Source organism: Aureliella helgolandensis (genome assembly GCF_007752135.1).
GTDB lineage: Bacteria > Planctomycetota > Planctomycetia > Pirellulales > Pirellulaceae > Aureliella > Aureliella helgolandensis.
On the sequence record NZ_CP036298.1, the window covers coordinates 4,292,631 to 4,312,652 of the forward strand.

Here is a 20,022-nt window from a genome sequence, read left to right on the forward strand (position 1 = left end):
GCGGCGGATGCGTTGCTATCCTACGCTTGCTTAGTAACTAATTTAATCGGTACCACAAGTTTTCTCAGGACATTCCGATTGGAATCGGCACTCGCGGAGAGAAATCTTGCAGTTGTAACCACGCCGGGAATCGTCCAGGTGCCTGGAGAGCATTTTGTTCGGACGCCTGACAAACTAGCTCAATAATCTTTGCAACGCCCGGGAGGTCGACAGGGGCCAGTCGCGTACTTCGCAGGCCCGCAGTGCTGTCACGACCTGCTGAAGCTGCTCATCGGCAGTCAGCGAGAGGTCGACAAACAACAGGCGTCGGCTACCGATTCGGCAGGCTCCCCCGGTAGCTTCTCCCAGCCATTCGTGACGGACCTCAAACCCGCTCTGCCGCGCCAATTCTAGCGCCTCTTCCAAAACATCGACCGAGTGCATCATTAGAAAGTCCTTTAACTAATAATGTGGGGGAGTGGGCGACTTGCTAGCAACGGACACTTGCCGTAGCATAGAACCATCCGGTGGCAAGACACCCTGTGCTCAAAAGCTCGCTTAATTTAATCCGATTCGATCAAGAAATTCTAGGGGCTCCCAATGGCCGAGCGGCAACGCATCGCAGTTCAAATAATCGGTGAGATGGCGGTGGTCCGTTTCGCAGATAAAAAGATCATTGACAGTAGCAACATCGAAGACATGGGTGACGAGATGCTGTCCATCGTAACAGGGGATCACATCAAGCATGTGTTGCTCAATTTCGATGGTGTGGAATTCATGTCCTCGGCCGCTCTAAACAAATTGATCAACATGGATCGCGAAGTCAAAAAAGTGGGTGGTGTCCTGCGTCTCTGCAATCTGCGAGCCGAAATACTGGAAGTGTTCACCTTGACCCGCTTGAATCGAGTCTTTGACATACGCAAAACCGAGAGTGAGGCGTTGAAGGCCTTTGGCGTCACGGTCTAAGCACCGTTCTTTCCTGGAGCAGATCATGGCTGAGCCTGCGTGGACCTGGTCTTTTCGCCGCAGAATTCCCAGTTCTCGAGATGTCGGACACGAAGTAATCGAGCTGCTGCTCCAAGCGTTGACTGACAACCGCTGGGACGGTCGTGACTACTTCCATGTGCAATTGGCTGCTGAAGAAGCGATGGTCAATGCCGTTACGCACGGCAATCAGGAAGCTCCCGATAAATCCATTGAGTTAGAATTTCATGTGAGCCCTGAGATGGTTTACCTGCGATTCCGAGACGAAGGGAAGGGGTTTTGTGCGGACAGTTTGCCCGACCCTCGTGAGGATGACTATCTCGAGTGCACCAACGGACGGGGCGTGATGCTCATTCGTGAAGTGATGACGCGCGTGGAATACAACGCATGTGGCAATGAAGTCACCATGTACAAACAACGCAGTGCGGAAACCACCGAAGCCGGCTGACGGGGCCCTCTCTTGGAAATGCCTTGGCTAGAGCTAGCCCCTCCGCAGCCTACCAGTGCCTGGTAGACGCGACTCACTCTAGGGCAAGTCGTCGGGCGCACTTCGGCATTGCCGAACCACTTCAATAGATCTGAAGGGCTACACCTACTTCCGCCTTCAGCAAACTTTTACGTCCGCTTGAACATCTTGTCGAGCTGCTCGCGGCTGAAAAATAACGCCGTTGGACGACCATGTGGACAGTGATGGGTGTCTTGATAGCAATCGCGTTGTTCCAAGAGAGCCGTAATTTCCTCAGGTGCCAGTTTGTCTCCAGCTTTGACAGCTGCCTTGCAAGCCAACATGTTCAAAATTTCATCGAGCAGCTCACGGGCATCGGGTTGTTTCCCACCACTCATCAGCGGCTCAAGCACTTGGCGCAACACATCCGCAGGACGAAGTTTGCCGAGCATGGCGGGATAGCTAGTCATCAGGATCGTGTCACCTCCGAAAGGTTCCACTTCGATTCCAATTTGCTCCAGCAGCTCTCGGAATTCAAGAGCCGCCGCCGCTTCTCGCGGTGTTAAATCGAGTGGCTCGGGTACGAGCAACTTTTGACTCTCCATAGAGCGTGCCTCGGTCTTCTGGCGAAATCGCTCGTAGAGGATACGTTCATGCAGCGCATGCTGATCGACCACCACCATGCCATTCTCGTCTTGCGTAATCAAGTAGCGATTGTGGACTTGGAATCCAAGGCGGCTGTACCCCACTTCGTCGGAGTCAGGAGACGCCTGCACGTCATCCATGGTAGAGTCTCCGGTTGGTGTACCGGAGTCGACGCGGCGGTTGCGCGACAACTCATCCGGCAGTGCCGGCAAGCTGTCCATGGCACTACCGAAGACCGCATTGCCAGCCTGGGATGCACTCCAAGCAACGGCTCCAGGCGGTAGCTCCGCCGCAGTCTCTCCACTTGCGTTGGCGTCATTCCTATCACGAAGATCCTCGGGTCCGAGGTGCGAGGTTGATAGCCTAGCAGCCCCGGGTTCAGCGGAGGACGAACGATCGTGCAGTTGCACACCAATCGGACCGCTGCGACTGCTGTGGAAGGGGCGGAACTCGGGCACGACCTCGGGCAGATCCAACTTGGGGGACAAGCCCTCGCTCTTGGCAACGCTGGAGACCTGTTCCGCATGTTGATCCCAGCGAGCTTCACTGCGGGAGGACATGGGCGTGTGTTCCGTGACGGGAACGCTCGTCGCTGAAGTGCCGGTCGGAGTCCGCAAGCCCGCCGGAACAGGCCCCGGGACGTGCCGTGCCCGCGCGGTCAAGTCGGTGGTCAGAAATTGGTGGCGGAGCGTTTTGAGCAACTGGCTATAGAGCTTGCCACCTTCCTGAAAGCGGACTTCCATCTTGGTCGGATGGACGTTGACGTCCACTTTCTGGGGTGACAGATTCATGCGCAGAAAGCAGATCGGAAAGCGGCCGACCATCAACAGGCCTCGATAGGCCTCTCCCAAGGCGTGTTGCAATGAGCGATCGCGGATGTGGCGGCCATTCAAGAAAATGTATTGCATCCGGTTATTGCTGCGACTGACCGAGGGATCCGCCACGTATCCGCGCAAACTCGCATCGTCCTGAATACTCTCGACCTCCATCAGCGCATCGGCGACTTCATCGCCGAAGAAAGCCCGGATACGATCCTTCCAATGCTCGGTGGCTGGCAATTCGTACTGCACGCGATTACCGCTGCGCATCGTGAACTGGATTTCCGGAAAGGCGAGTGCAATTCGGGTGAAAGCTTCCGAAATATGCCCCGCTTCGGTTGAGGGAGTGCGAAGGAATTTTCGCCGAACCGGTGTATTGAAAAACAGGTGTCGGACTTCGATGATCGTCCCTACGGGACAGCCAGTAGGCACGATGGCGGTCGCTTCCCCGCCACGCACCGATAGTTCCGATCCCGCATCGGTCTCGGCAGTTCGAGTTCGCAGCGTCAAATGGCTGACTTCGGAGATCGAGGCTAGGGCTTCACCACGAAAACCCAGCGTGTGCACATCAAACAGATCGTCGGCAGTTTCCAGCTTGCTCGTGGCATGGCTGGCGATGGCCAGTGGAATCTGCTCTTCGTCGATTCCGCACCCATTGTCCGAGATGCGAATCAAGTCGATCCCACCTCCCTCGATGGACAATTCGATACTCGTCGCCCCGGCATCGACGCTATTTTCCAACAGCTCCTTGACCACGCTGGCAGGACGTTCAATTACTTCACCGGCCGCAATCTTGTTGATAAGACTGGGCGACAATTGCCGGATGGTAGGCATTGCTAGAAACTCATTTTGAATCGCGATTGAAGGAGTGCATCGGCGTGGACAATCACACCGCCGAGCTGGAAGAGCAGTCCATTAGGTAGCCGGGGTATCATCCTCGGGCTCTTCGGGTGCGTCTCCATCCTCTTGTTTGTACTTATCGAGTTTTCGGTAAAGAGTGCGAGCTCCAATACTCAAAATCTTGGCTGCCTCATCTCGATTGCCTGCCGTCAAGCGAAGCGTCTCTTCAATAGCCCACCGCTCAATGTCATTCATCGTGCGACCGATCAACGAGGAATCCCCGGCACTTGGCAGCAAGTCAGCCGATTCACTTCCGGTGGTTGGGCTCAAATCGGAAGCTTCGCTCAGTTCGGGCGGTAAGTCATTCAGATCGAGGACTCCGTCGGTATCCAGGACCACCATCGTCTCCACAAAATTGCGAAGCTGGCGAATGTTACCTGGCCAACTGTACGAGTAGAAGCGGCGAGTCACCGCGGGTGCAAAACTGCACGGCGATTTGCCATGCCGCTTAATAAACATTTTGCGAAAGTGATCCATCAGAGGCACGACGTCATCCGGCCTTTCGCGCAGTGCGGGAATGTGAACCGTGACAATATTGAGGCGGTAGTAGAGATCGTTGCGGAAAGTTCCCTCATCGACCATCTGCTCTAGGGGGCGATTGGTCGCACTCAACAAGCGGCAGTTGACTTTGATCGATTTGTTGTCGCCGACCCGCGTGATCCGATGCTCCTCCAAAACTCGCAGCAGTTTGATCTGGGTACTCATAGGCATGTCTCCCACTTCATCGAGGAAGAGCGTTCCCCCGTCGGCGTATTCAAACGCGCCAATCCGATCGCTGGCCGCGTCGGTGAAGGCGCCTTTGACATGCCCAAACAGCTCGCTTTCCACGAGTGTCTCGGATACCGCGCGCACATTGAGCGCCTTCATGCGACGGTTCTTGCGTGGGCTGTTCTGGTGGATTGCTTGAGCAATCATCTCCTTGCCGGTTCCGCTCTCCCCGGTGATCAGCACGGTCGCATCGGTAGGAGCAATCCGTTTAATCCGCTCGATGACCTCCTGCATTTTCTGGCTGGCGTAGATGATCCCTTCAAAGCCAAACTTTTCGTCCAACCGCTGGCGAAGTTCGGTATTGGTTTGCTTCAGATGACAGGCCTCGATGGCCTTAGAGGCAACCGCCCGCAGTCGTCCGGGCGTAATCGGCTTCTCCAGAAAGGTAAACGCCCCCTCCTGCATGGCTTCCACCGCTTTGGAAACCGTCGCATGCCCGGTTACCAACACGACTTCACAATCCGGCAACGACCGCTTGGCGCGCTGCAGCACCTGCATCCCGTCGATATCGTTCATGACGAGGTCGCTGATGACGACGTGGTAGACATTCTGATCGATTTTCTGGATTCCCTCAGGTCCGCTCGTCGCCACAGTACAGCGGTACCCGACCCTTTCCAGACTTTCGGTCATGGCGCGGGCATGCGCCTTGTCATTGTCCACAATCAACAGAGAGTATTCACGTGGATCGAGGCCAGTTTCTTGGTCAAAACTCGTTGTCGCAGCTTGGTTCATGGACACACGGCTAGGGGCGAGTGGGGGAAAAAATAGCAGAGGTAGGGGAATTACGGCCCATTGGGCGTTGCGCTTTCGGCAATCGGCTGCCCCGACTCTCTGGATTTGTGGTGAACAAAGTTCATCAACCTTGATATATTAACGGCCCCACCGGGTAGCCGCGAGGCACCCTTGACTCGCGAGTCGAGTCCCGATCACCAATCATGCTCGGTCAAAACCTGTCGTGGGATGTCGTTTTCGCAATAAATACCAGCCAAGTTTGGCAATCGATGCTGACGAATTACACGGTTTCCTTTCGCTGAGAATCGATTTTTTCGCTGCTGCGGTTTCAAAGCCATCATTATCAGAGCCAACCTTTCAAAGATCGTAGGTAACCATGAACTTATGCTGCCGGGGCGTTCGAGGAGCGACGACGGTCCAAGCCAATTCTCGCGATGATATCTTGCTAGCGACACGGCAAATGCTGGCCTTGGTGATGCGCCACAATGAAATGGAAGTGTCCGATATCTGCAGCGCCGTGTTTACGGTCACCAAAGACCTGGACGCTGAGTTTCCCGCGCTGGCGGCACGACAGTTGGGATGGTACGAAGTCCCCTTGCTGTGTGGGTACGAAATTCAAGTCCCAGGTTCGTTGCCGATGTGCATTCGAGTCCTGGTTCATTGGAATACCACCAAAACTCAGCAACAAATTCACCATGTTTACATTCACGACGCGGTGAAACTACGACCCGATCTTTCCAAAGTTCCCCCGGTCGACTGGGAAGAACTCGAGGGATGGATCGCTCAAAACCTGTCTAAGAACTAGCTAAAGTGTGACAATGGAATTGCAATGGGGAAGCCATCCCACCATGAGTGCCTTGCACGCGACATGGTGTTTAGCAACGACAGATGGGCCGTTCAATCCTCGGGCGATGGCCCTCAAGAATGCCGCTCAGGAGCTGAAGTCTACCCTCACATCGATGAGAGTGCAGCGGGATCTCGCTTGGGAAGAGTTGCTGTGCCTAGCGCCAGACGAGGAGGGCATTCCCGATTTTGTGGCCCGGTTCTGCCGCAAATGTGGTTGCGACACCGACCCCAATCTAAACCTGCTGGAACACGCACTGAGGCGGGTATTGGTCGACTTCCGACAGGCGTTTCCCAAAAATCCCGAGGAAATGCGAGTGCGCACCGGCCCGCTCAAACTGCAGTGGGATGCGCGAGGTCCAGGCCTACTGCATACCATTGGTCGATTCACCGTACCTGATTTGATCGTGGAGTCGGCGCGCATTCTTCTGGTACAACCCATTCTATCGGGGGCCGGCTACGTCCATTTTCGCACCAATCGCGTGCACACTGAAGCACTTTTGACCGATGACGATCCGGAATTGCCCGAAATATTGCGCATCGCCTGGATGTTGGCTCAACTCGATTTTGAACGTTCTGTGTATGTGGATTTGGTCAATCGACGCCGACTAAACCTGCTGGCCGGGCTGGCCATGCTACCAGCCGCATTGATGGCTGCAGACTACCTTGAAATGGGACACTATTCGACACAATCCCTGAGAAAGGCTCTCGTGCAATGGCGTGTCGCGCCAGCCGGATACGATGTGGACGCAATAATCCAGATCCTGACAACCTGGTGGGAAACCTACGATGTGGACCGTCCCGAGTGGCGCATTGCTCTGGGCGCCCTATCCCGTCTGCTGGATTCGATTGCCCCCTCCGACACTCAGCCCTCGAATGTCTAGAGGAACCCTTGCGGCTTTCCCGCAGTCCCCTCCGCCCGTATCATTCAGGTCTCTACAATAGCATGTAGTCTTTCGCGGCTGGCTAAAGACGGCTGGCTGAAAACTTGCGGCCATCATTCGTCCGATCGAACACCTTTTGGCGTCTGCGCGACCGCATAACAGTCCCTTGAGGCATGTTCACGCGGCTTGTCGGTTTTGCAACTCGCCGCGTAACGTCTTGTCGATTTCATCGCGATTTCAGTTTTACTGTATAGGTAGTCTTCCTAATTGGCCTGTAGCGGCAATCACCTTTCCTTGCTCACCGGGCTGTTGATTTAATAGCAATTTGTGTTTTTAATGCGGAGCTAACATCCCTAATTGCCTGGCAGCGGAGGTTATCTTTCCTTGCTCACGCGGCGGGTTACTATTTCAACAGCCCGTCACGCAGCGGGTTACTATTTCGACCAGCCGGTACCCCTTATAAACTCGGCATGGGGCATGGGTACGGTTGCCCGCTTCCCCCAAGTCTACCGTCCCGTTCCACTACGCTCTCGAGGCGACGCACGCATGCAACGTATCGGATACGTCTTAGCAGTCATGTTCTTACTGGTTCAGGCTGGGCTCGCCCAGCAGTCCGCCGCATTCCAGAATCCACCGCCATCGGCTCAGACGCGAACCAATCCTGCGGTGGGGAGTACTGAAAACGCGCTGCAGCCCATTGCTCCCATCGCGATCAATGGTCTGCCCATGGGGGTCTTGTTTGCTGAAATCCCTCTGCCCACCAACGGCGGAGATCAGATTCCGCGAGTGCTGGTGAACGACACCGAGGGCCGCGTATTCTACCCAGTTGTCAATGTGCGTACGGTTGAGATCACCGAGGAGGCACCAGCCGCTCAGTTCAATGTGCGACGACCTGGGGGATTGATCGATCGCTTGCGGTCCGCCATACGCGGTGCTCCTAAGAAACGCCAAGTGCCGGTGGCCATCTCGATCACTGCCCTCTACCACGGTGAAGGGCCAATAGATCTGACAATTGGTGGTGACATCCAGCGGCAGTTGCGGATCACCCCCTCGACACCTGACCTAGAGGCTCATCGGAAATTGTTGGGCTGGTGGTGGGATGCCTATGCCGCCAAAGCCCAACAAGCCGTTTTGGGAGACGACTTCCCCAAGCTGGTGCATCGCTACCTAGTCGCCATGCTGAGCGAGCGTTTTGGACTTCCTGCGGTCGACCTCGATCCACCCGATCCCGATCAAGCCACCACTTCGCAACCGATGCAAACGTTGGCTTTACTGAGTGCGATCGAGCCGCTGAGGGAGGAGATCTTAGAACAGGTGCTCACTCCTGGGGCTCTCAGCGTTGGGGAAGCAACGTTGCCCGTCCCCGTCGAGCCGCAGTGGACGGTCCACAATTTGCCAGAACTGGATCGCCCAGTCAGCGTTGAAGCGATCGCAGCGCGCGTCCCGCCAGAGTGCCTGTACCTGCGGTTCGGTTCGTTCGCGAACTACGTTTGGTTCCAAGACTTGACCGCCCGTTTCGGTGGCGACCTTGCCCAAGCGGTGCTGTTGCGTGGATTCAACTACGGTGCCAATGCCCGCATGGAGCGTATGTTGGCTACCAAGATGACCACCGTCGCCAAAATGTTTGGCGATAAGATCATTGCGGACATGGCCATTGTCGGGAGCGACATGTACATGAAAGAAGGTGCCACTCTGGGAGTCATCATGCAGTCGAACAACATCGGCTTGCTCAAGGGCTCTATGGAGCGGGATCGACAGGCTGCCGCTGCGAATACCGAGGGTGCGACGCTCGCCAAGCTGACGATCGCTGGGCACGACGTATCGCTGCTACGAACGCCAGACAATCGGATTCGCTCGTTTCTTGTGGTGGACGGAGAATACCTGTTCATCACCACCAGTGAAACACTGGCGCGTCGCTTTATCGAAGTTGGGCAAGGGGCGCCGGCGCTCTCCCAGACCCTTGGCTTCCGTTGGGCCCGCGCCTGGATGCCCGTAGAGAACGATTACAGCGTATTCGGCTACTTCTCGCCCGAATTCTTCCACCACCTCGTCAGCCCTCAATACCAAATCGAGCTTCGCCGCCGCCTGGAGGCCATTGCGCACTTGGAAGTGGCTGAGGTAGCTTCCCAAGCGGCGTTGGCAGAAGGGATCGAATCGAACTCTCTGCCTGAATTGCAGCAAGCGGGATTCCTGCCAGGCATGGTGGGACCACGGGCTGACGGCGCACAAACGATCCGCTTGGGGGACAAATGGGTTGATTCGCTGCGTGGCGCGCGTGGCAGTTTCTTGCCGATCGCCGACGTTCCCTTGCATGGTGTGACTGCCGAAGAGGCCCGCTCCTACGAAAGACTCGTCGACTTCTACCAGCAGCAGTGGAAACACATGGATCCCATGTTGCTGGGCTTGCGACGCTTCAAAGATCCAGCAACACCCTACGAGACAGTCGCTTTCGAAGGCTACGTAGCACCCTTCGATGCCCAGAAATATGGCTGGGTCGCTCAGCAGCTTGGGCCGCCCACCCCCATCGAGATCCAGTTGCCCCGAGACGACGTGGCTTCGGTACAAGTCCACGTACGCGGAGATGCCGGGTTGGCTCAAGCCGCAGAGGACTATCATTTGTTTGCTGGGCTCAAAGACATGCTGCCCCCAGATCCCGAAGATGTGCAGGGCTTGATCAAAACCGTAATGGCCCTCCGCGCCGCCCCTGCCTACATCGGCGCATGGCCCAAGCCGGGTTTGATCGATCGCATCCCGCTCGCAGGTGCCCTGGCCCGTCCCGACTACGCCGGTTTTTCGCGCATGATTGGCGGATTGTGGCGTTGGCAAGACGGTCAATTTAGCTTGCTGTCCTTCAACCAATCCATTTTGGCTGGCGCGATTCCGCAACTGGCTGTCATGGAAGCGACCGACGTGGCCCAGGCGCGACTTCACATTGCCAACCTTCAGGGAACGCAGATTTCCCAATGGGTCAATAAGAAGTGGTTTTCGCGCGGTTGGGCATCTTCGAAGGGCAATACTTTGCTGTTGGACGAGCTGCACACGCAGCTGAAGGTTCCGCAGGAAGATTGTTTAAGCGTGGCCGAACGCCTGCTGGACGTCAAACTGCAATGCCCCTTGGGAGGCACCTATGGCTATATCCCGGTGGGCAACGGGCAAGGCTGGTGGGAGAGCTCTGCATGGCAAGAAAGTGGACTCGACGATAGGGGCCGTCCCTCGCCACCGCCTGGCTATTCCGCGCCTTGGATCGAGTGGTTCCGCGGCTGCAAATTGCATGTCACGCAACAACCGGACAGCCTAGCCGTAGTGGGCACGATTCAATTGGAAATGCCACCGCTCCCGAGCACTCCAGCGACGGACGAAACGCCCACGATGCTCCCTCCCATGAATTTTGATATCTTCCAACTTCCCATGCAACTGTTTGGTGGAGGCAAGACCGAATCGGAGGCTAAGCCCGAGAAGCGTTCGTTCTAGTTGCAGGCGGTCCTTGAACGGAGAATCGCTACCGGCAGACAGGTTGGAAGCTAAAGCAGCGGGAAACGCTAGCGGTAGGTTGATTGCATTGCATTTTGAGTCTAACTGCGATGGTCGCGTCACTATTGCTTCCGTGGTAACGACTACCGTTTCTTGCTCACTGGGCTGTCGATATAGTTGGCCGCCGCGCGAGCAAGGCAGGGTGTTGCCGCTGCAAGGAAATTAAGGACGCTACCTCCGCGTTCAAATTCCAATTGCTATTAAATCAACAGCCCGTCAGCAGGAGTGTTGCGGTACGGGATAAGCCGCCGTGCTGGTTTGGCAACTTGGTGAGCGATCAATTCCGCATGCGAACGGCCTTTTGTGACGCACCGTTCTGATGGAGCGTCACGGCATAGGCGGGGCCTGTGGCTCGAAGACTAAATTCCAGCTGAGCATCGACACCACGGTACGACCATTTCGTGGGGGAGTCTGGGAAGACCTCCTGTGTCGGTTGGTTCGTGATGCCAACCATTACGTGCCCATCTTTGACACTGACGTCAAAAATAAAGTTGGGCGTCAGTTGATAGCGTCCTACCAGACGATCCGGAGTGACTTCCTGGCCCCCAGCTCGCTTGGTTGCCAGTTCTTTCATGAGATACGCCATCAATTCGTCACAGGCTGGAAAAGCCTGGGGCTCTCCTGAGTTCGTACAGACGACAGCGGCGAAATTCGATTCGGGCAAAACCCAGATCACCGCGAACGCGTTGGTGTTGGACCCCGCGTGAGTCAGTGCGGGACCGAGTGCGGTATCTGAACAAATCCAACCGCAACCATACTTACAACCAGGAAGCGTATAGTCGACTATTGGTTGGTGGAGTTGGTCAAACGCACCTTGCGAGCGGAGTACTGGCGAAGGACTTCCCACCAAATGCCAGCGTGCGTACTTGGCGTAATCTTCGATCGACATGTGCACCGTTCCCGCCGCTGCGTAGACCGACGGGTTTTCCGCACCTGCTAATCTGGGATCCATGGGCGCACCACCTTCTGCCCGATGGCCCCATAACAAAGGTGGCTTGAGCTGCTCCGCTAGTTTCAGCGTCCGAAAGTCCGCCGAAGGCATCTCCAGCGGTTCAAAAACATGTTTCGCCATCAGGGTTTCGAACGGTTCCTGCGCTCGCGTTTCCAACATGGCAGAAGCGACAGCATATCCCAGATTCGAATAGACAAACGTCCCCCGTGCCTGCGTCGGTGGTTTGGAAAGAAACAGCGTCAGCATGCGGCGCCGTTCCAATACTGGGGATTGGCTTTCTTCGAAAAACTTTGCCCATGCCTGGCTTGAAATCTCCGAAATATCTCCCGGCAACCCACTTTGATGCGACAGAAGTTCCTCAAGCGTTACATCACGCAGTTTGGGGTGGATAAATTCATCGGTAGCCTTGGGCCAAACCTCTCCAATGGTTGTCTCCCAGTTGATCTTGCCGCTGTCTACCAAGACGGCGGACACGGTCGCCGTCATGGACTTCGTGCATGAACCAAGGGGAAACCGATCGGAGAGCTCCACTTGGTCCGATGTCCCCCGTTTGCGAACTCCGAAACACTGGGAGGCCACCAACCCCTTGCCATCCACGACAGCCACGCTCATCGCGGGTACGTCATGCTTGCGGCAGATCTCTGCAAGTTTAGCAGACAGCGCCTGCTGCGTCGGAGCGTCCGCGGCCAACACGGAAGGAAAGCATGCCGCCAGAAGCGACGATCCAACCACAATTGATACAACAATTTGCCAACAACGTCCCATCGGCAATCTCCGATCCTAAAGTAAATTTTTTGGTTGAGTGGCGTGGAACCGTGTTCGCACCGCAGGCAGCAGCGAGGCTGTAAACCATATGCTGGAGCGTCACCGTGGGGTGAAACTCGTCCAGCACTAACGAAAGAGGACAGGCAAGCAGGCTGGCAGCCCAACGGTATTGGTAACACGAAAGCACTTTGCCTTACACGGAATGACGCCAGCCCAGCACGATTTCCGTTCCGAACGAGAGTCCGTACTCACCACACTGTGTTAGGACCGACTTGAGCAAAGCAGCCATCGGTGTCCTCTGAACTCAAAAGACCGTTGCCTATTCACGCTCAGACTGGAAGAGCACGAGGCGGCGAATTGCCCCTGCCCATCCATTTCCAGTCGCAAATAATTCTTGGGCATCCCAACGCAAGGCGTGCCCAAGGGCCGTGCACGCTGCCGCATTCCCGCTACGCGACGGTCAGGGGAAATCAAACGGCTGGGGAAATCAAACGGCTGGGGAAATCAAACGGCTGGGGAAATCAAAACCTGGCGACTCAGTCTAAGGAAAGGTCTTCCCGATCAATGGTCTATGGTCGACGCCTTGAGCTTCCGATTCGTTCAGTCCGATCTTGGCTGCCAAAGCTAATTCAATTGGATAGTTTGGCTTGCACTTCCGACACGAGCATCTCGTACCACAATTTCCTGCGGAGAGTCCTTACCCGCTTTAATATGAAAGGCTCTGCCCTGAGGAGCTCCTGGAACGAAGGACTTTCCGGTGACTCGAACCGTATACAAGATCTCGCCACTCTCGGAATCGACAAGTTGCACGACCGGGGAATCGACATTAAACGTCAACTCGCCCAATTTGCCCCAAGACGGCGGACTGTAGTTATCAAATTGGGAGATGGTACGTGGCCAGCCTGGGTACTGCTTAGCGGTCGGATCGGTCACATCCACGTTTCGCGGCCAGCATTCCATGGTAATCTGACGCGTCTTGGTGTTCAAACGCACGATGCCAAATCCCGCGGCGCGGGTATTCAGTAGTTTTCCAGCGGGGCGTTTCTCTGGATTTGCGGCTGCGTAATTGGTGACTTTATTGCCAAAGCCGTCGAGGAGATCGCCCGTGTATGCGGGGCTCCCAGGCTCACGATTAAGCCCCGGCTCGAGCGGTTCCCACCAACGCAGATAAAGATTTGCGATCGAAGGAACGCAAAACGACCAGATTGCGTCACGGTGCTCGTCCACGCCGTGATGAAAGATGGTTGCCAAGTGTTGATCGCCTGCGTAATGAAACGCAAATGCTTTGCGAAGTACCTGCAACGCACGATTCCGGCCGGTTTGAGGCCAGCCATTGGAATCCATATCGGCATGCAATCGACCGTTGGCGTCGCCGTGAATGTGCGCACCACCACAGAAGATAGTTTGTGAAAGTGCAACTTTCATCTTGGCATTATGCCAGTCTTGAGCCCAGTCATCGAGAAAATCGAGTTGCCGCTGACCAAGCAGAATGGCACCGTCCACATCGACACTCGCAGGATTGTATTCTGGGTTGCGAATATGATCCGGACGTGGTCCCTGCTTGGGGACTCTTCCGGCCGGACCCGTTTTGAATTTGCGATCTTCTAAGATGGCAAAATCAATATTGCCCCAATTCAAGTTGGTGAAATAGACGCCAATGCCCTGTCCCACTTTTCGTGGATCGACGGGATCAGGAAAATGGCTCGTCTGCGCGCGTTCGACCTCTTGAACGTAGACTCCCGGCTGACGATACCCGCCGTCCGCATTGCCACTGAGCGTCGAGATCTTACCGCTTTCGCCCCACAAATTCGGTTGGCCCACATCGTGGTCATCGGGCAGACAGAGCGTGGGACGGTCCTTAATGATGGCCCCGAAATCACGCCCAAATTTCAACCAAGCAGCGTAATGAAGATTGTGATCGTAGACTTGATCTCCCGAGAAAAAGAGCACGTCCGCATCGACTCGCTGCACATTGTCGATCAGATCCTGGCGTGAAATATCTCCACCATGCGCAGGTTGAATCGAATTGCCGGTAAACCCAGCGACGACAATTTCGTCCTTATCAATTGGATTCTTACGGATGACTCCCTCGTACATTGCCTCGGTACCATGCAAGACCCGGTAGGCAGCAGCCTCCGCATCGTTCCAGTTCTCAACTCGGAACGGAGCAGTCCATCCAGGCTCAATCACCGTGGTACGAGCAACTTCAACCCACTGGCCATCTCGCTGCACTTCCAAACGAACGGTTCTGGAGTCGCTCGCTTCGAGCGGATACAGTTGCGCTGTTAGCTTGAGCGTCTTGTCATGCACCGTGTACAGGGCAAAACAAATCACTTCGCTGCGTGCAACTTCAGGGATCGTCAGAACAGCTCGCTTGGGTCGTCGCTGTGCGTTTTGCTGAGCCAGGACAGGAGTTCCCACCAGGATCAAGCCTAGACAGCACAAGGCATGTATTTGTAGTGTTCGCAAAGTCATTCGTTCGCCTATCGAGCGGTTGAAGTCGTCTTTAATTGATGAGGTGGAGCATTAGCTAGCTGGCGTTTCCAGCGACAACGCCTCGTCGCGGAGTCCAGTGAGCTTTTCAGCTTTCGGCTCCGACTCGCCGTCGAGCTCCTGTGGCCACCATAATACCAGAAGATACAAGGGAATGAGGAAATGAGGTGCTCGAAGCACCGCCTCATGGACATACTGATCAGCCCCCCAGTAGTTCAGCCCCCACGACATGCCCGCGAGTGGCCGTGCGATGGAGGTCAAGAATCCCCACACCGTTGCATAGAGGACGCTCACCCGTCGAGTGTAGGGAATGCAGATCCCAATGCAAACCAGAAAATCGGCGACACCGGCCACGCGTAACATGATCTGTGCCGTTGGATACTCGACCCCCAGGACGAGAGTGGTCATGGCATAGAAATTTCCAGGCGTGGGCCAATATCCTAGAGCATAACTACCATGCCCGGTAAAGGTCATGATGACGGCGATGATGGCTGTGAAAACCGTGACGCGGTGTCGAACCCCTAGGGTGAGTGCCATCACGAGCAGCAGCGGCACTAACATTTGGCCTCCATGTTCAATAAACATAGGAAGTTGCCGCTCCGCCGATACATAGGCCGCGTAACTGAGTAGGCTCAGCAGTCCACTTCCCACGGCCAGGCCCAACATTTGAAGCCAAGCTCCCTTGCGAACGGAAATCGTTAGCAGCGTGCATCCCAAATAGAGCCACCAAATTCTGGCGATCCAGCTTTGCACAAATCCGTCGTCGGCCCCAGTCCCCACAAAGTCTTCCCAACTGATGCCCAAGCGGGTTGCAAGATCGAAGGTTGAGTCTTGCCAGAGTAGCACACCATAGGGGCCTTCCCAATAGAAATGGGCCCATGTCCATCCGGCAAAACAAAGAAGCGCTCCTAGCCGAAGACAAGCGAGCGCCAATTTGTCTTGAATCGATGCGTTCACATTTAGCTCGGTTGATGCGTTATCGGGGAAATTGCTGGAACCAATCATTGTATTCCTAGCCAAACCGCCTGCTGCTGGTCGTCATCTGGCATTCAATCTGTGGGACCAACGGCTGCGTTCGACGAACGGTGACGTACTAGCAGCCCAACCACACAAATGGGTATACCCACCGCGCCTAGAGCGACTGCCACTGCGAAGCCCCCAAGCCGGGACCACAGTTCTTGCTTCATCGTACGGTTGGATACTGTGACAATCCTATCGCGGCCTGTGTCAGCGATATTCAACTGAAGGGTTGTCGCCGTTGGAACGTCAACGTAGCCAATGCTCGTTTTCTCGTTGTTTCCAATGCTCCAGTTCTGTGATGCGTCGGGAACAAATTCGAGTTCCACTCCGTTAACGTCGCGGACGACGACCATCGCGTTTTGCGGCCGGTCAGCAGCATATTTGAGTCGCTCGCCATCAAACGTCGTCCAGTGATTGTCCCACACGTAATACCGCCCCGCCGCAGCAATCTCAGCGGTTACCGTACCGGGGACCTTGGTCTGGGAGTCCAGAGCCGCCCCACTAATCAATGGAACTAGCGTGTATGCAAATACCGCCATGCCAACGATGAAAAGTGCAAATCCAAGTGCCGCGATGCGCATGGCTGTCCCTACTTAATCAAGTTGGGTTCCGAGAATCAATCAACGGTGGCAGCTTACCGATATAGTGTTCGACGCGAAGTGTAAGGGGCAGCGCCCGAAGTTTCTGGCACTGGCAGGAACGGAAGCAAGATACCGACTCAAAGGGTACGATTTGCAGTCTTCGAACTGCAGTCTTCGAAAACCGGGCGACGCTAAGCGGTCAGTGGCAGTGGGCTGTTGGCAAATTGATGGTAGAGTTCTGCGATCTCGTCTTGGCCCATCACCCGTGCAGCGAAGTGCACCCGCATGCGGGCGCGACGAATCACTCCCTTCTCCATGAAGTGTCCGAAGACTCGCAAGGTCTGCTGGTTGGCGTCCAACGGACTCTGCAATTGCACGTGAACCTGGTCCGTGGGTTCGACCAACCAGACCGCTGTGGCAACATCCGATCGACAAACCATCGCCGCCGGTCCGCGTGGGGCTGCATCGGGCAAGCAGTCCCCAGACAGCGTTCGGTGCTGGTAAACTTCCCATTGGCCGCTACTGAGGGATTTGGAGGAAACGGCCAATACAGGTGAGGCATCGAGCAACCCGGTCTGAACGCTCATCCATAGCTCCAGTCCCCAATCCACCTTGGCGGATCGCTCCAACCACTGCCAATAGAGTCCATACGCAAACTGATCACCAGAGGATTCCGCATAGCGTGCAATCAAATCGTTTCCCCGCACATAGACCTCTTCTGTCTTCGAGGAATGTTCAGGAAGTGGGGTGACCGACAGCAGCTCCCAAATGCATTCGGCTTCCGCTCCGCGAACCAACTGCGCGAATGAAGTCGGTGCACCGGGCACGACGCGCAGTTGGAGATCGGAGTCCGCTGCCCCGGGGCTCCGGCCAACAACGCATTGTGCTTCAATTTCCCAAGGTGTGGTCATCAATTCTTGTCATCGGCTAGAGTGAATTTCAAAGGGTGAGCGCACCAATCGGCCGACCAGTATAACGGATGCTTGCAGATGCACACCGGGGAGCATGTGACGGCAATGGCGTCCGCGGACATGCCGCGTGCACGCCAAACACCGAAACGGCGCTAGCGGGATTCCGAAATCTGCAATTTGCGTTTGAAGATGGTCTGCCCATTGGTGATGTATAGGTAATGGTGTCCATCTCCGGCCAAAACACAGCTGGTTAAGGGCTGAGTCGTATCGGGGGTCGGCAGGACTCCACACATTCGGCCGGTAGGATCAAAAATCTGCACCCCCACAGCACTCGTCACGTAATATCGACCGGCTTGGTCCACTGCCATGCCATCCCCGCGGGCAACGGCCTGATAGGGTGGTGGCTGATTGAAATCAAATTTCCCCTCCGGATCGATCGGGCGTCGCAAAGTCATGGTAGGCATCTTCGCATCGAGGACACCGCCCTCGTTGACTCGAAATGTCCAAACATGTTGGCCACCATATTCGGATACGGCCAGCGTTCCCTGATCGTTGGTGAGCGTGATTCCGTTGGGTCGCGCGATGCCCGTATCGACTACGTCGACCGCGCCGCTTGCAATATTGATTCTGGTAATCTGCTGAGATTTTGTTTCTGTGATATAGACAAACCCATCTGAGCTAACGGCCAAGTCGTTGGGAATCACTCCAGTCGCGACCACGTCGATGTGGCCAGAACGTGGATCGATTGAAATAACCTGTTGCTTGGCGCCTTGGCAGGCATAAAGCAAGCCATCGGGACCGAACTCAAGTCCACTCACCGACTCGGCGACCAATTCCGTCCGCGAGCCGTCCGCGACATTGATGCGATAGACGGCCGGTGCCCGCATGTCGGAAAAGTAAAAATTGCCATCGGCATCTGCACACGGAGCGTCCGCGAAGCCGAGATTCTCCGCCACAACTTGCCACTCTTCACCAGGGATTAACAAACGCAGCAGCGTCAAGTCGCCCTTGAGATCCCCCTGCGTATCGATCACCGGTCGATGCGTTTCATGCCTCCACAGCCACTTCATAGCCTCTGGGAATCGGCTGCCCCCGAAATCAGCATTGTGTGCATAGCCCTCGGCCCAGTCGAAGCGCAGATCATATCCCATGTATTTCAATGCGGACGCCATCCGTTGATTGGCCCACGGCCAGCTACCAAACGCATTGTCAACATCGCCACCGGTATCCGCCATGTAAACGCGAATTGGTTTGGGCTCGGTCTTGCGGACAAGTGCCGGGTAGATGTTGCCACCTCGCAAATTGGTGAAGCTCCCAACGCTCGAGAAGACTTTTTGAAATGCGTCGGAGTGTTCCCAGGCAACCGTAAACGCACAGATGCCACCAGAACTAGAACCGCCAATTGCATGCATGGCTGGATCAGAGGAAATGTTGTAATTCTTTCCAATTTCAGGAAGAATCTCTTCTAATAGAAAGCGTGCATAGCGATCGCCTAAACTATCGTACTCCAGCCCGCGATTCGACACTTTTCCGTTCTTGGGCCGCGGTTTGGATTTATCATGTCCCGGATCGATGAACACAGCGATCGTCGGCGGCATGTCGCCTCGAGCAATCAGATTGTCAAACACCACAGGCACACGCCATCTTCGCGTGGGGTTGCTAAAGGATTGCCCATCTTGAAATACCATCAAAGCGGCTGGCTGCTCCGCAGAATACTGTGCCGGCACATAGACGGACCATTCTCGAATCGTATTCTCAAGAATTTTTGATTCCCAAGCGGGCATCTCAACTACGGTGCCGTGAGGAACATCATCGCTCACAACTGCATCGGGATGTGGTTCCCACTCTGGCCGCGTCTCATTGTGTGGAAGCAATGTTGACTCTGCAGCGTCGGCCCATAGCCAACGCATTGCATCTGGGAATTCCTTTCCACCCCATTGTCCGCTGTGACCGCCTGCCGTCATAACGAGCTGATAGTTGTAGCCTGCAAACTGCAGCGCGGCAGCTAAATCCTGATTGGCCAGTGGCCAATTACCATGTAGATTGTTGAGATCCTCACGCCCTTCTTGCAAATAGACCTTTATCGGCTTGGGGGCTCTCTGTGTCTGCCGAACGAGTCCGGGATATTCCCAGCCGCCACGTATATTCGTATAGCTACCGATATGGCTCATCACCTTTCCAAACTGATCTGGACGTTCCCAGGCGGCTGTGAAGGCGGCAATGCCACCGGAGGAGATCCCACATACGGCACGATCCTGAGGGGCGTTTGAAACATTTAGCCCCTCGAGCGCCACAGGCAAAAATTCCTCCAGCATGAAGTTTACATACCGATTTCCAAGTGAATCGTATTCGAACGATCGATTGCTGCGACTGCGGGCCTTCGCTTGCGTTGCGGGAATCGTTCCTGGATTGACAAAAACGGCAATGGTAACGGGCATCTCTTGCTGGTGAATGAGGTTGTCCATAACAGTGGGGACGCGGAACGCGCCATCTAAGTTTGCATAGTTCTTACCATCCATGAAAACCATGAGACTCGCGGGCTGATCGGCAGAATATTGGGCGGGGACATAAACGCTGTAATCGCGCTCCGTACCGGGAAAGATTTTGCTGTCTTTGAATACTCCCGATTTCAGAGTACCGTGTGGCACCCCCTCATGGGTTTCTCTGGCTGCATCGGTTTGACCGAAAGATTGCCCAGCGGCTAAGGTAAAAAACATGCACCAACAAATGGCAATTCGAAGTAGGATTGGATTCATGATTTCTCTACGAGG

Annotated in this window: 14 protein-coding genes; 5 read left to right on the top strand and 9 right to left on the bottom strand. The window is 55.4% G+C overall.

All coding sequences use genetic code 11. The features are described 5' to 3' along the window. Nucleotides 1–174 precede the first annotated feature (174 nt). The gene (locus tag Q31a_RS15225; protein WP_145079485.1) at nt 175–426 is read right to left on the bottom strand and encodes a hypothetical protein; all 252 of its coding nucleotides are present in this window, start codon (nt 424–426) and stop codon (nt 175–177) included. A gap of 153 nt (nt 427–579) precedes the next feature. Here Q31a_RS15225 and Q31a_RS15230 point away from each other — a divergent pair, with 153 nt between their 5' ends. Continuing rightward, entirely contained in the window at nt 580–945 is a 366-nt protein-coding gene (locus Q31a_RS15230; protein ID WP_145079488.1) for an STAS domain-containing protein, read from the top strand. Nucleotides 946–970: 25 nt separating this feature from the next. Then, nucleotides 971–1,411: an ATP-binding protein gene (locus Q31a_RS15235; protein WP_145079491.1), complete on the top strand. Its 441-nt coding sequence runs from the start codon at nt 971–973 to the stop codon at nt 1,409–1,411. A gap of 167 nt (nt 1,412–1,578) precedes the next feature. Here Q31a_RS15235 and mutL read toward each other — a convergent pair whose 3' ends face one another. Further along, nucleotides 1,579–3,705 (bottom strand): DNA mismatch repair endonuclease MutL, encoded by a 2,127-nt coding sequence (gene mutL, locus Q31a_RS15240; RefSeq protein ID WP_145079494.1) that lies wholly within the window; start codon nt 3,703–3,705, stop codon nt 1,579–1,581. 81 nt (nt 3,706–3,786) lie between these two features. Then, the gene (locus tag Q31a_RS15245; protein WP_145079497.1) at nt 3,787–5,271 is read right to left on the bottom strand and encodes a sigma-54-dependent transcriptional regulator; all 1,485 of its coding nucleotides are present in this window, start codon (nt 5,269–5,271) and stop codon (nt 3,787–3,789) included. A gap of 376 nt (nt 5,272–5,647) precedes the next feature. Here Q31a_RS15245 and aroH point away from each other — a divergent pair, with 376 nt between their 5' ends. From aroH to Q31a_RS15260, 3 genes are all read left to right on the top strand, one after another. After that, nucleotides 5,648–6,076, top strand: a complete 429-nt coding sequence (gene aroH, locus Q31a_RS15250; RefSeq protein WP_145079500.1) for a chorismate mutase — start codon at nt 5,648–5,650, stop codon at nt 6,074–6,076. A 13-nt stretch (nt 6,077–6,089) separates the two neighbouring features. Beyond that, on the top strand, nt 6,090–6,998 hold the full coding sequence (locus Q31a_RS15255; protein WP_145079503.1) for a hypothetical protein: 909 nt from the start codon (nt 6,090–6,092) through the stop codon (nt 6,996–6,998). A gap of 546 nt (nt 6,999–7,544) precedes the next feature. Beyond that, complete coding sequence (locus Q31a_RS15260) at nt 7,545–10,469, top strand: hypothetical protein (protein WP_145079506.1); 2,925 nt, start codon at nt 7,545–7,547, stop codon at nt 10,467–10,469. A 337-nt stretch (nt 10,470–10,806) separates the two neighbouring features. Here the strand turns inward: Q31a_RS15260 and Q31a_RS15265 are convergent, their stop codons facing one another. From Q31a_RS15265 to Q31a_RS15290, 6 genes are all read right to left on the bottom strand, one after another. Further along, the gene (locus tag Q31a_RS15265) at nt 10,807–12,246 is read right to left on the bottom strand and encodes a serine hydrolase (protein WP_145079509.1); all 1,440 of its coding nucleotides are present in this window, start codon (nt 12,244–12,246) and stop codon (nt 10,807–10,809) included. A gap of 624 nt (nt 12,247–12,870) precedes the next feature. Continuing rightward, nucleotides 12,871–14,721 (bottom strand): alkaline phosphatase D family protein, encoded by a 1,851-nt coding sequence (locus Q31a_RS15270; RefSeq protein ID WP_231690773.1) that lies wholly within the window; start codon nt 14,719–14,721, stop codon nt 12,871–12,873. Nucleotides 14,722–14,772: 51 nt separating this feature from the next. Next, complete coding sequence (locus tag Q31a_RS15275; RefSeq protein ID WP_197355302.1) at nt 14,773–15,744, bottom strand: hypothetical protein; 972 nt, start codon at nt 15,742–15,744, stop codon at nt 14,773–14,775. Nucleotides 15,745–15,788: 44 nt separating this feature from the next. Further along, a complete protein-coding gene (locus Q31a_RS15280) occupies nt 15,789–16,340 on the bottom strand; it encodes a hypothetical protein (RefSeq protein WP_145079512.1) in 552 nt (183 codons plus the stop codon). Between the two features lie 191 nt (nt 16,341–16,531). Continuing rightward, nucleotides 16,532–17,251: a hypothetical protein gene (locus tag Q31a_RS15285; protein ID WP_145079515.1), complete on the bottom strand. Its 720-nt coding sequence runs from the start codon at nt 17,249–17,251 to the stop codon at nt 16,532–16,534. A 152-nt stretch (nt 17,252–17,403) separates the two neighbouring features. Beyond that, the gene (locus tag Q31a_RS15290; RefSeq protein WP_391575297.1) at nt 17,404–20,007 is read right to left on the bottom strand and encodes an alpha/beta hydrolase-fold protein; all 2,604 of its coding nucleotides are present in this window, start codon (nt 20,005–20,007) and stop codon (nt 17,404–17,406) included. Between the last annotated feature and the right edge of the window lie 15 nt (nt 20,008–20,022).

Bases quoted from the DNA above. Each gene is read 5' to 3' on its own strand.
- Q31a_RS15270 (WP_231690773.1), bottom strand. From the start codon at position 14,721: ATGACTTTGCGAACACTACAAATACATGCCTTGTGCTGTCTAGGCTTG.
- Q31a_RS15230 (WP_145079488.1), top strand. From the start codon at position 580: ATGGCCGAGCGGCAACGCATCGCAGTTCAAATAATCGGTGAGATGGCG.
- Q31a_RS15260 (WP_145079506.1), top strand. From the start codon at position 7,545: ATGCAACGTATCGGATACGTCTTAGCAGTCATGTTCTTACTGGTTCAG.
- aroH (WP_145079500.1), top strand. From the start codon at position 5,648: ATGAACTTATGCTGCCGGGGCGTTCGAGGAGCGACGACGGTCCAAGCC.
- Q31a_RS15255 (WP_145079503.1), top strand. From the start codon at position 6,090: ATGGAATTGCAATGGGGAAGCCATCCCACCATGAGTGCCTTGCACGCG.
- mutL (WP_145079494.1), bottom strand. From the start codon at position 3,705: ATGCCTACCATCCGGCAATTGTCGCCCAGTCTTATCAACAAGATTGCG.
- Q31a_RS15275 (WP_197355302.1), bottom strand. From the start codon at position 15,744: ATGATTGGTTCCAGCAATTTCCCCGATAACGCATCAACCGAGCTAAAT.
- Q31a_RS15235 (WP_145079491.1), top strand. From the start codon at position 971: ATGGCTGAGCCTGCGTGGACCTGGTCTTTTCGCCGCAGAATTCCCAGT.
- Q31a_RS15225 (WP_145079485.1), bottom strand. From the start codon at position 426: ATGATGCACTCGGTCGATGTTTTGGAAGAGGCGCTAGAATTGGCGCGG.
- Q31a_RS15245 (WP_145079497.1), bottom strand. From the start codon at position 5,271: ATGAACCAAGCTGCGACAACGAGTTTTGACCAAGAAACTGGCCTCGAT.
- Q31a_RS15265 (WP_145079509.1), bottom strand. From the start codon at position 12,246: ATGGGACGTTGTTGGCAAATTGTTGTATCAATTGTGGTTGGATCGTCG.
- Q31a_RS15285 (WP_145079515.1), bottom strand. From the start codon at position 17,251: ATGACCACACCTTGGGAAATTGAAGCACAATGCGTTGTTGGCCGGAGC.
- Q31a_RS15290 (WP_391575297.1), bottom strand. From the start codon at position 20,007: ATGAATCCAATCCTACTTCGAATTGCCATTTGTTGGTGCATGTTTTTT.
- Q31a_RS15280 (WP_145079512.1), bottom strand. From the start codon at position 16,340: ATGCGCATCGCGGCACTTGGATTTGCACTTTTCATCGTTGGCATGGCG.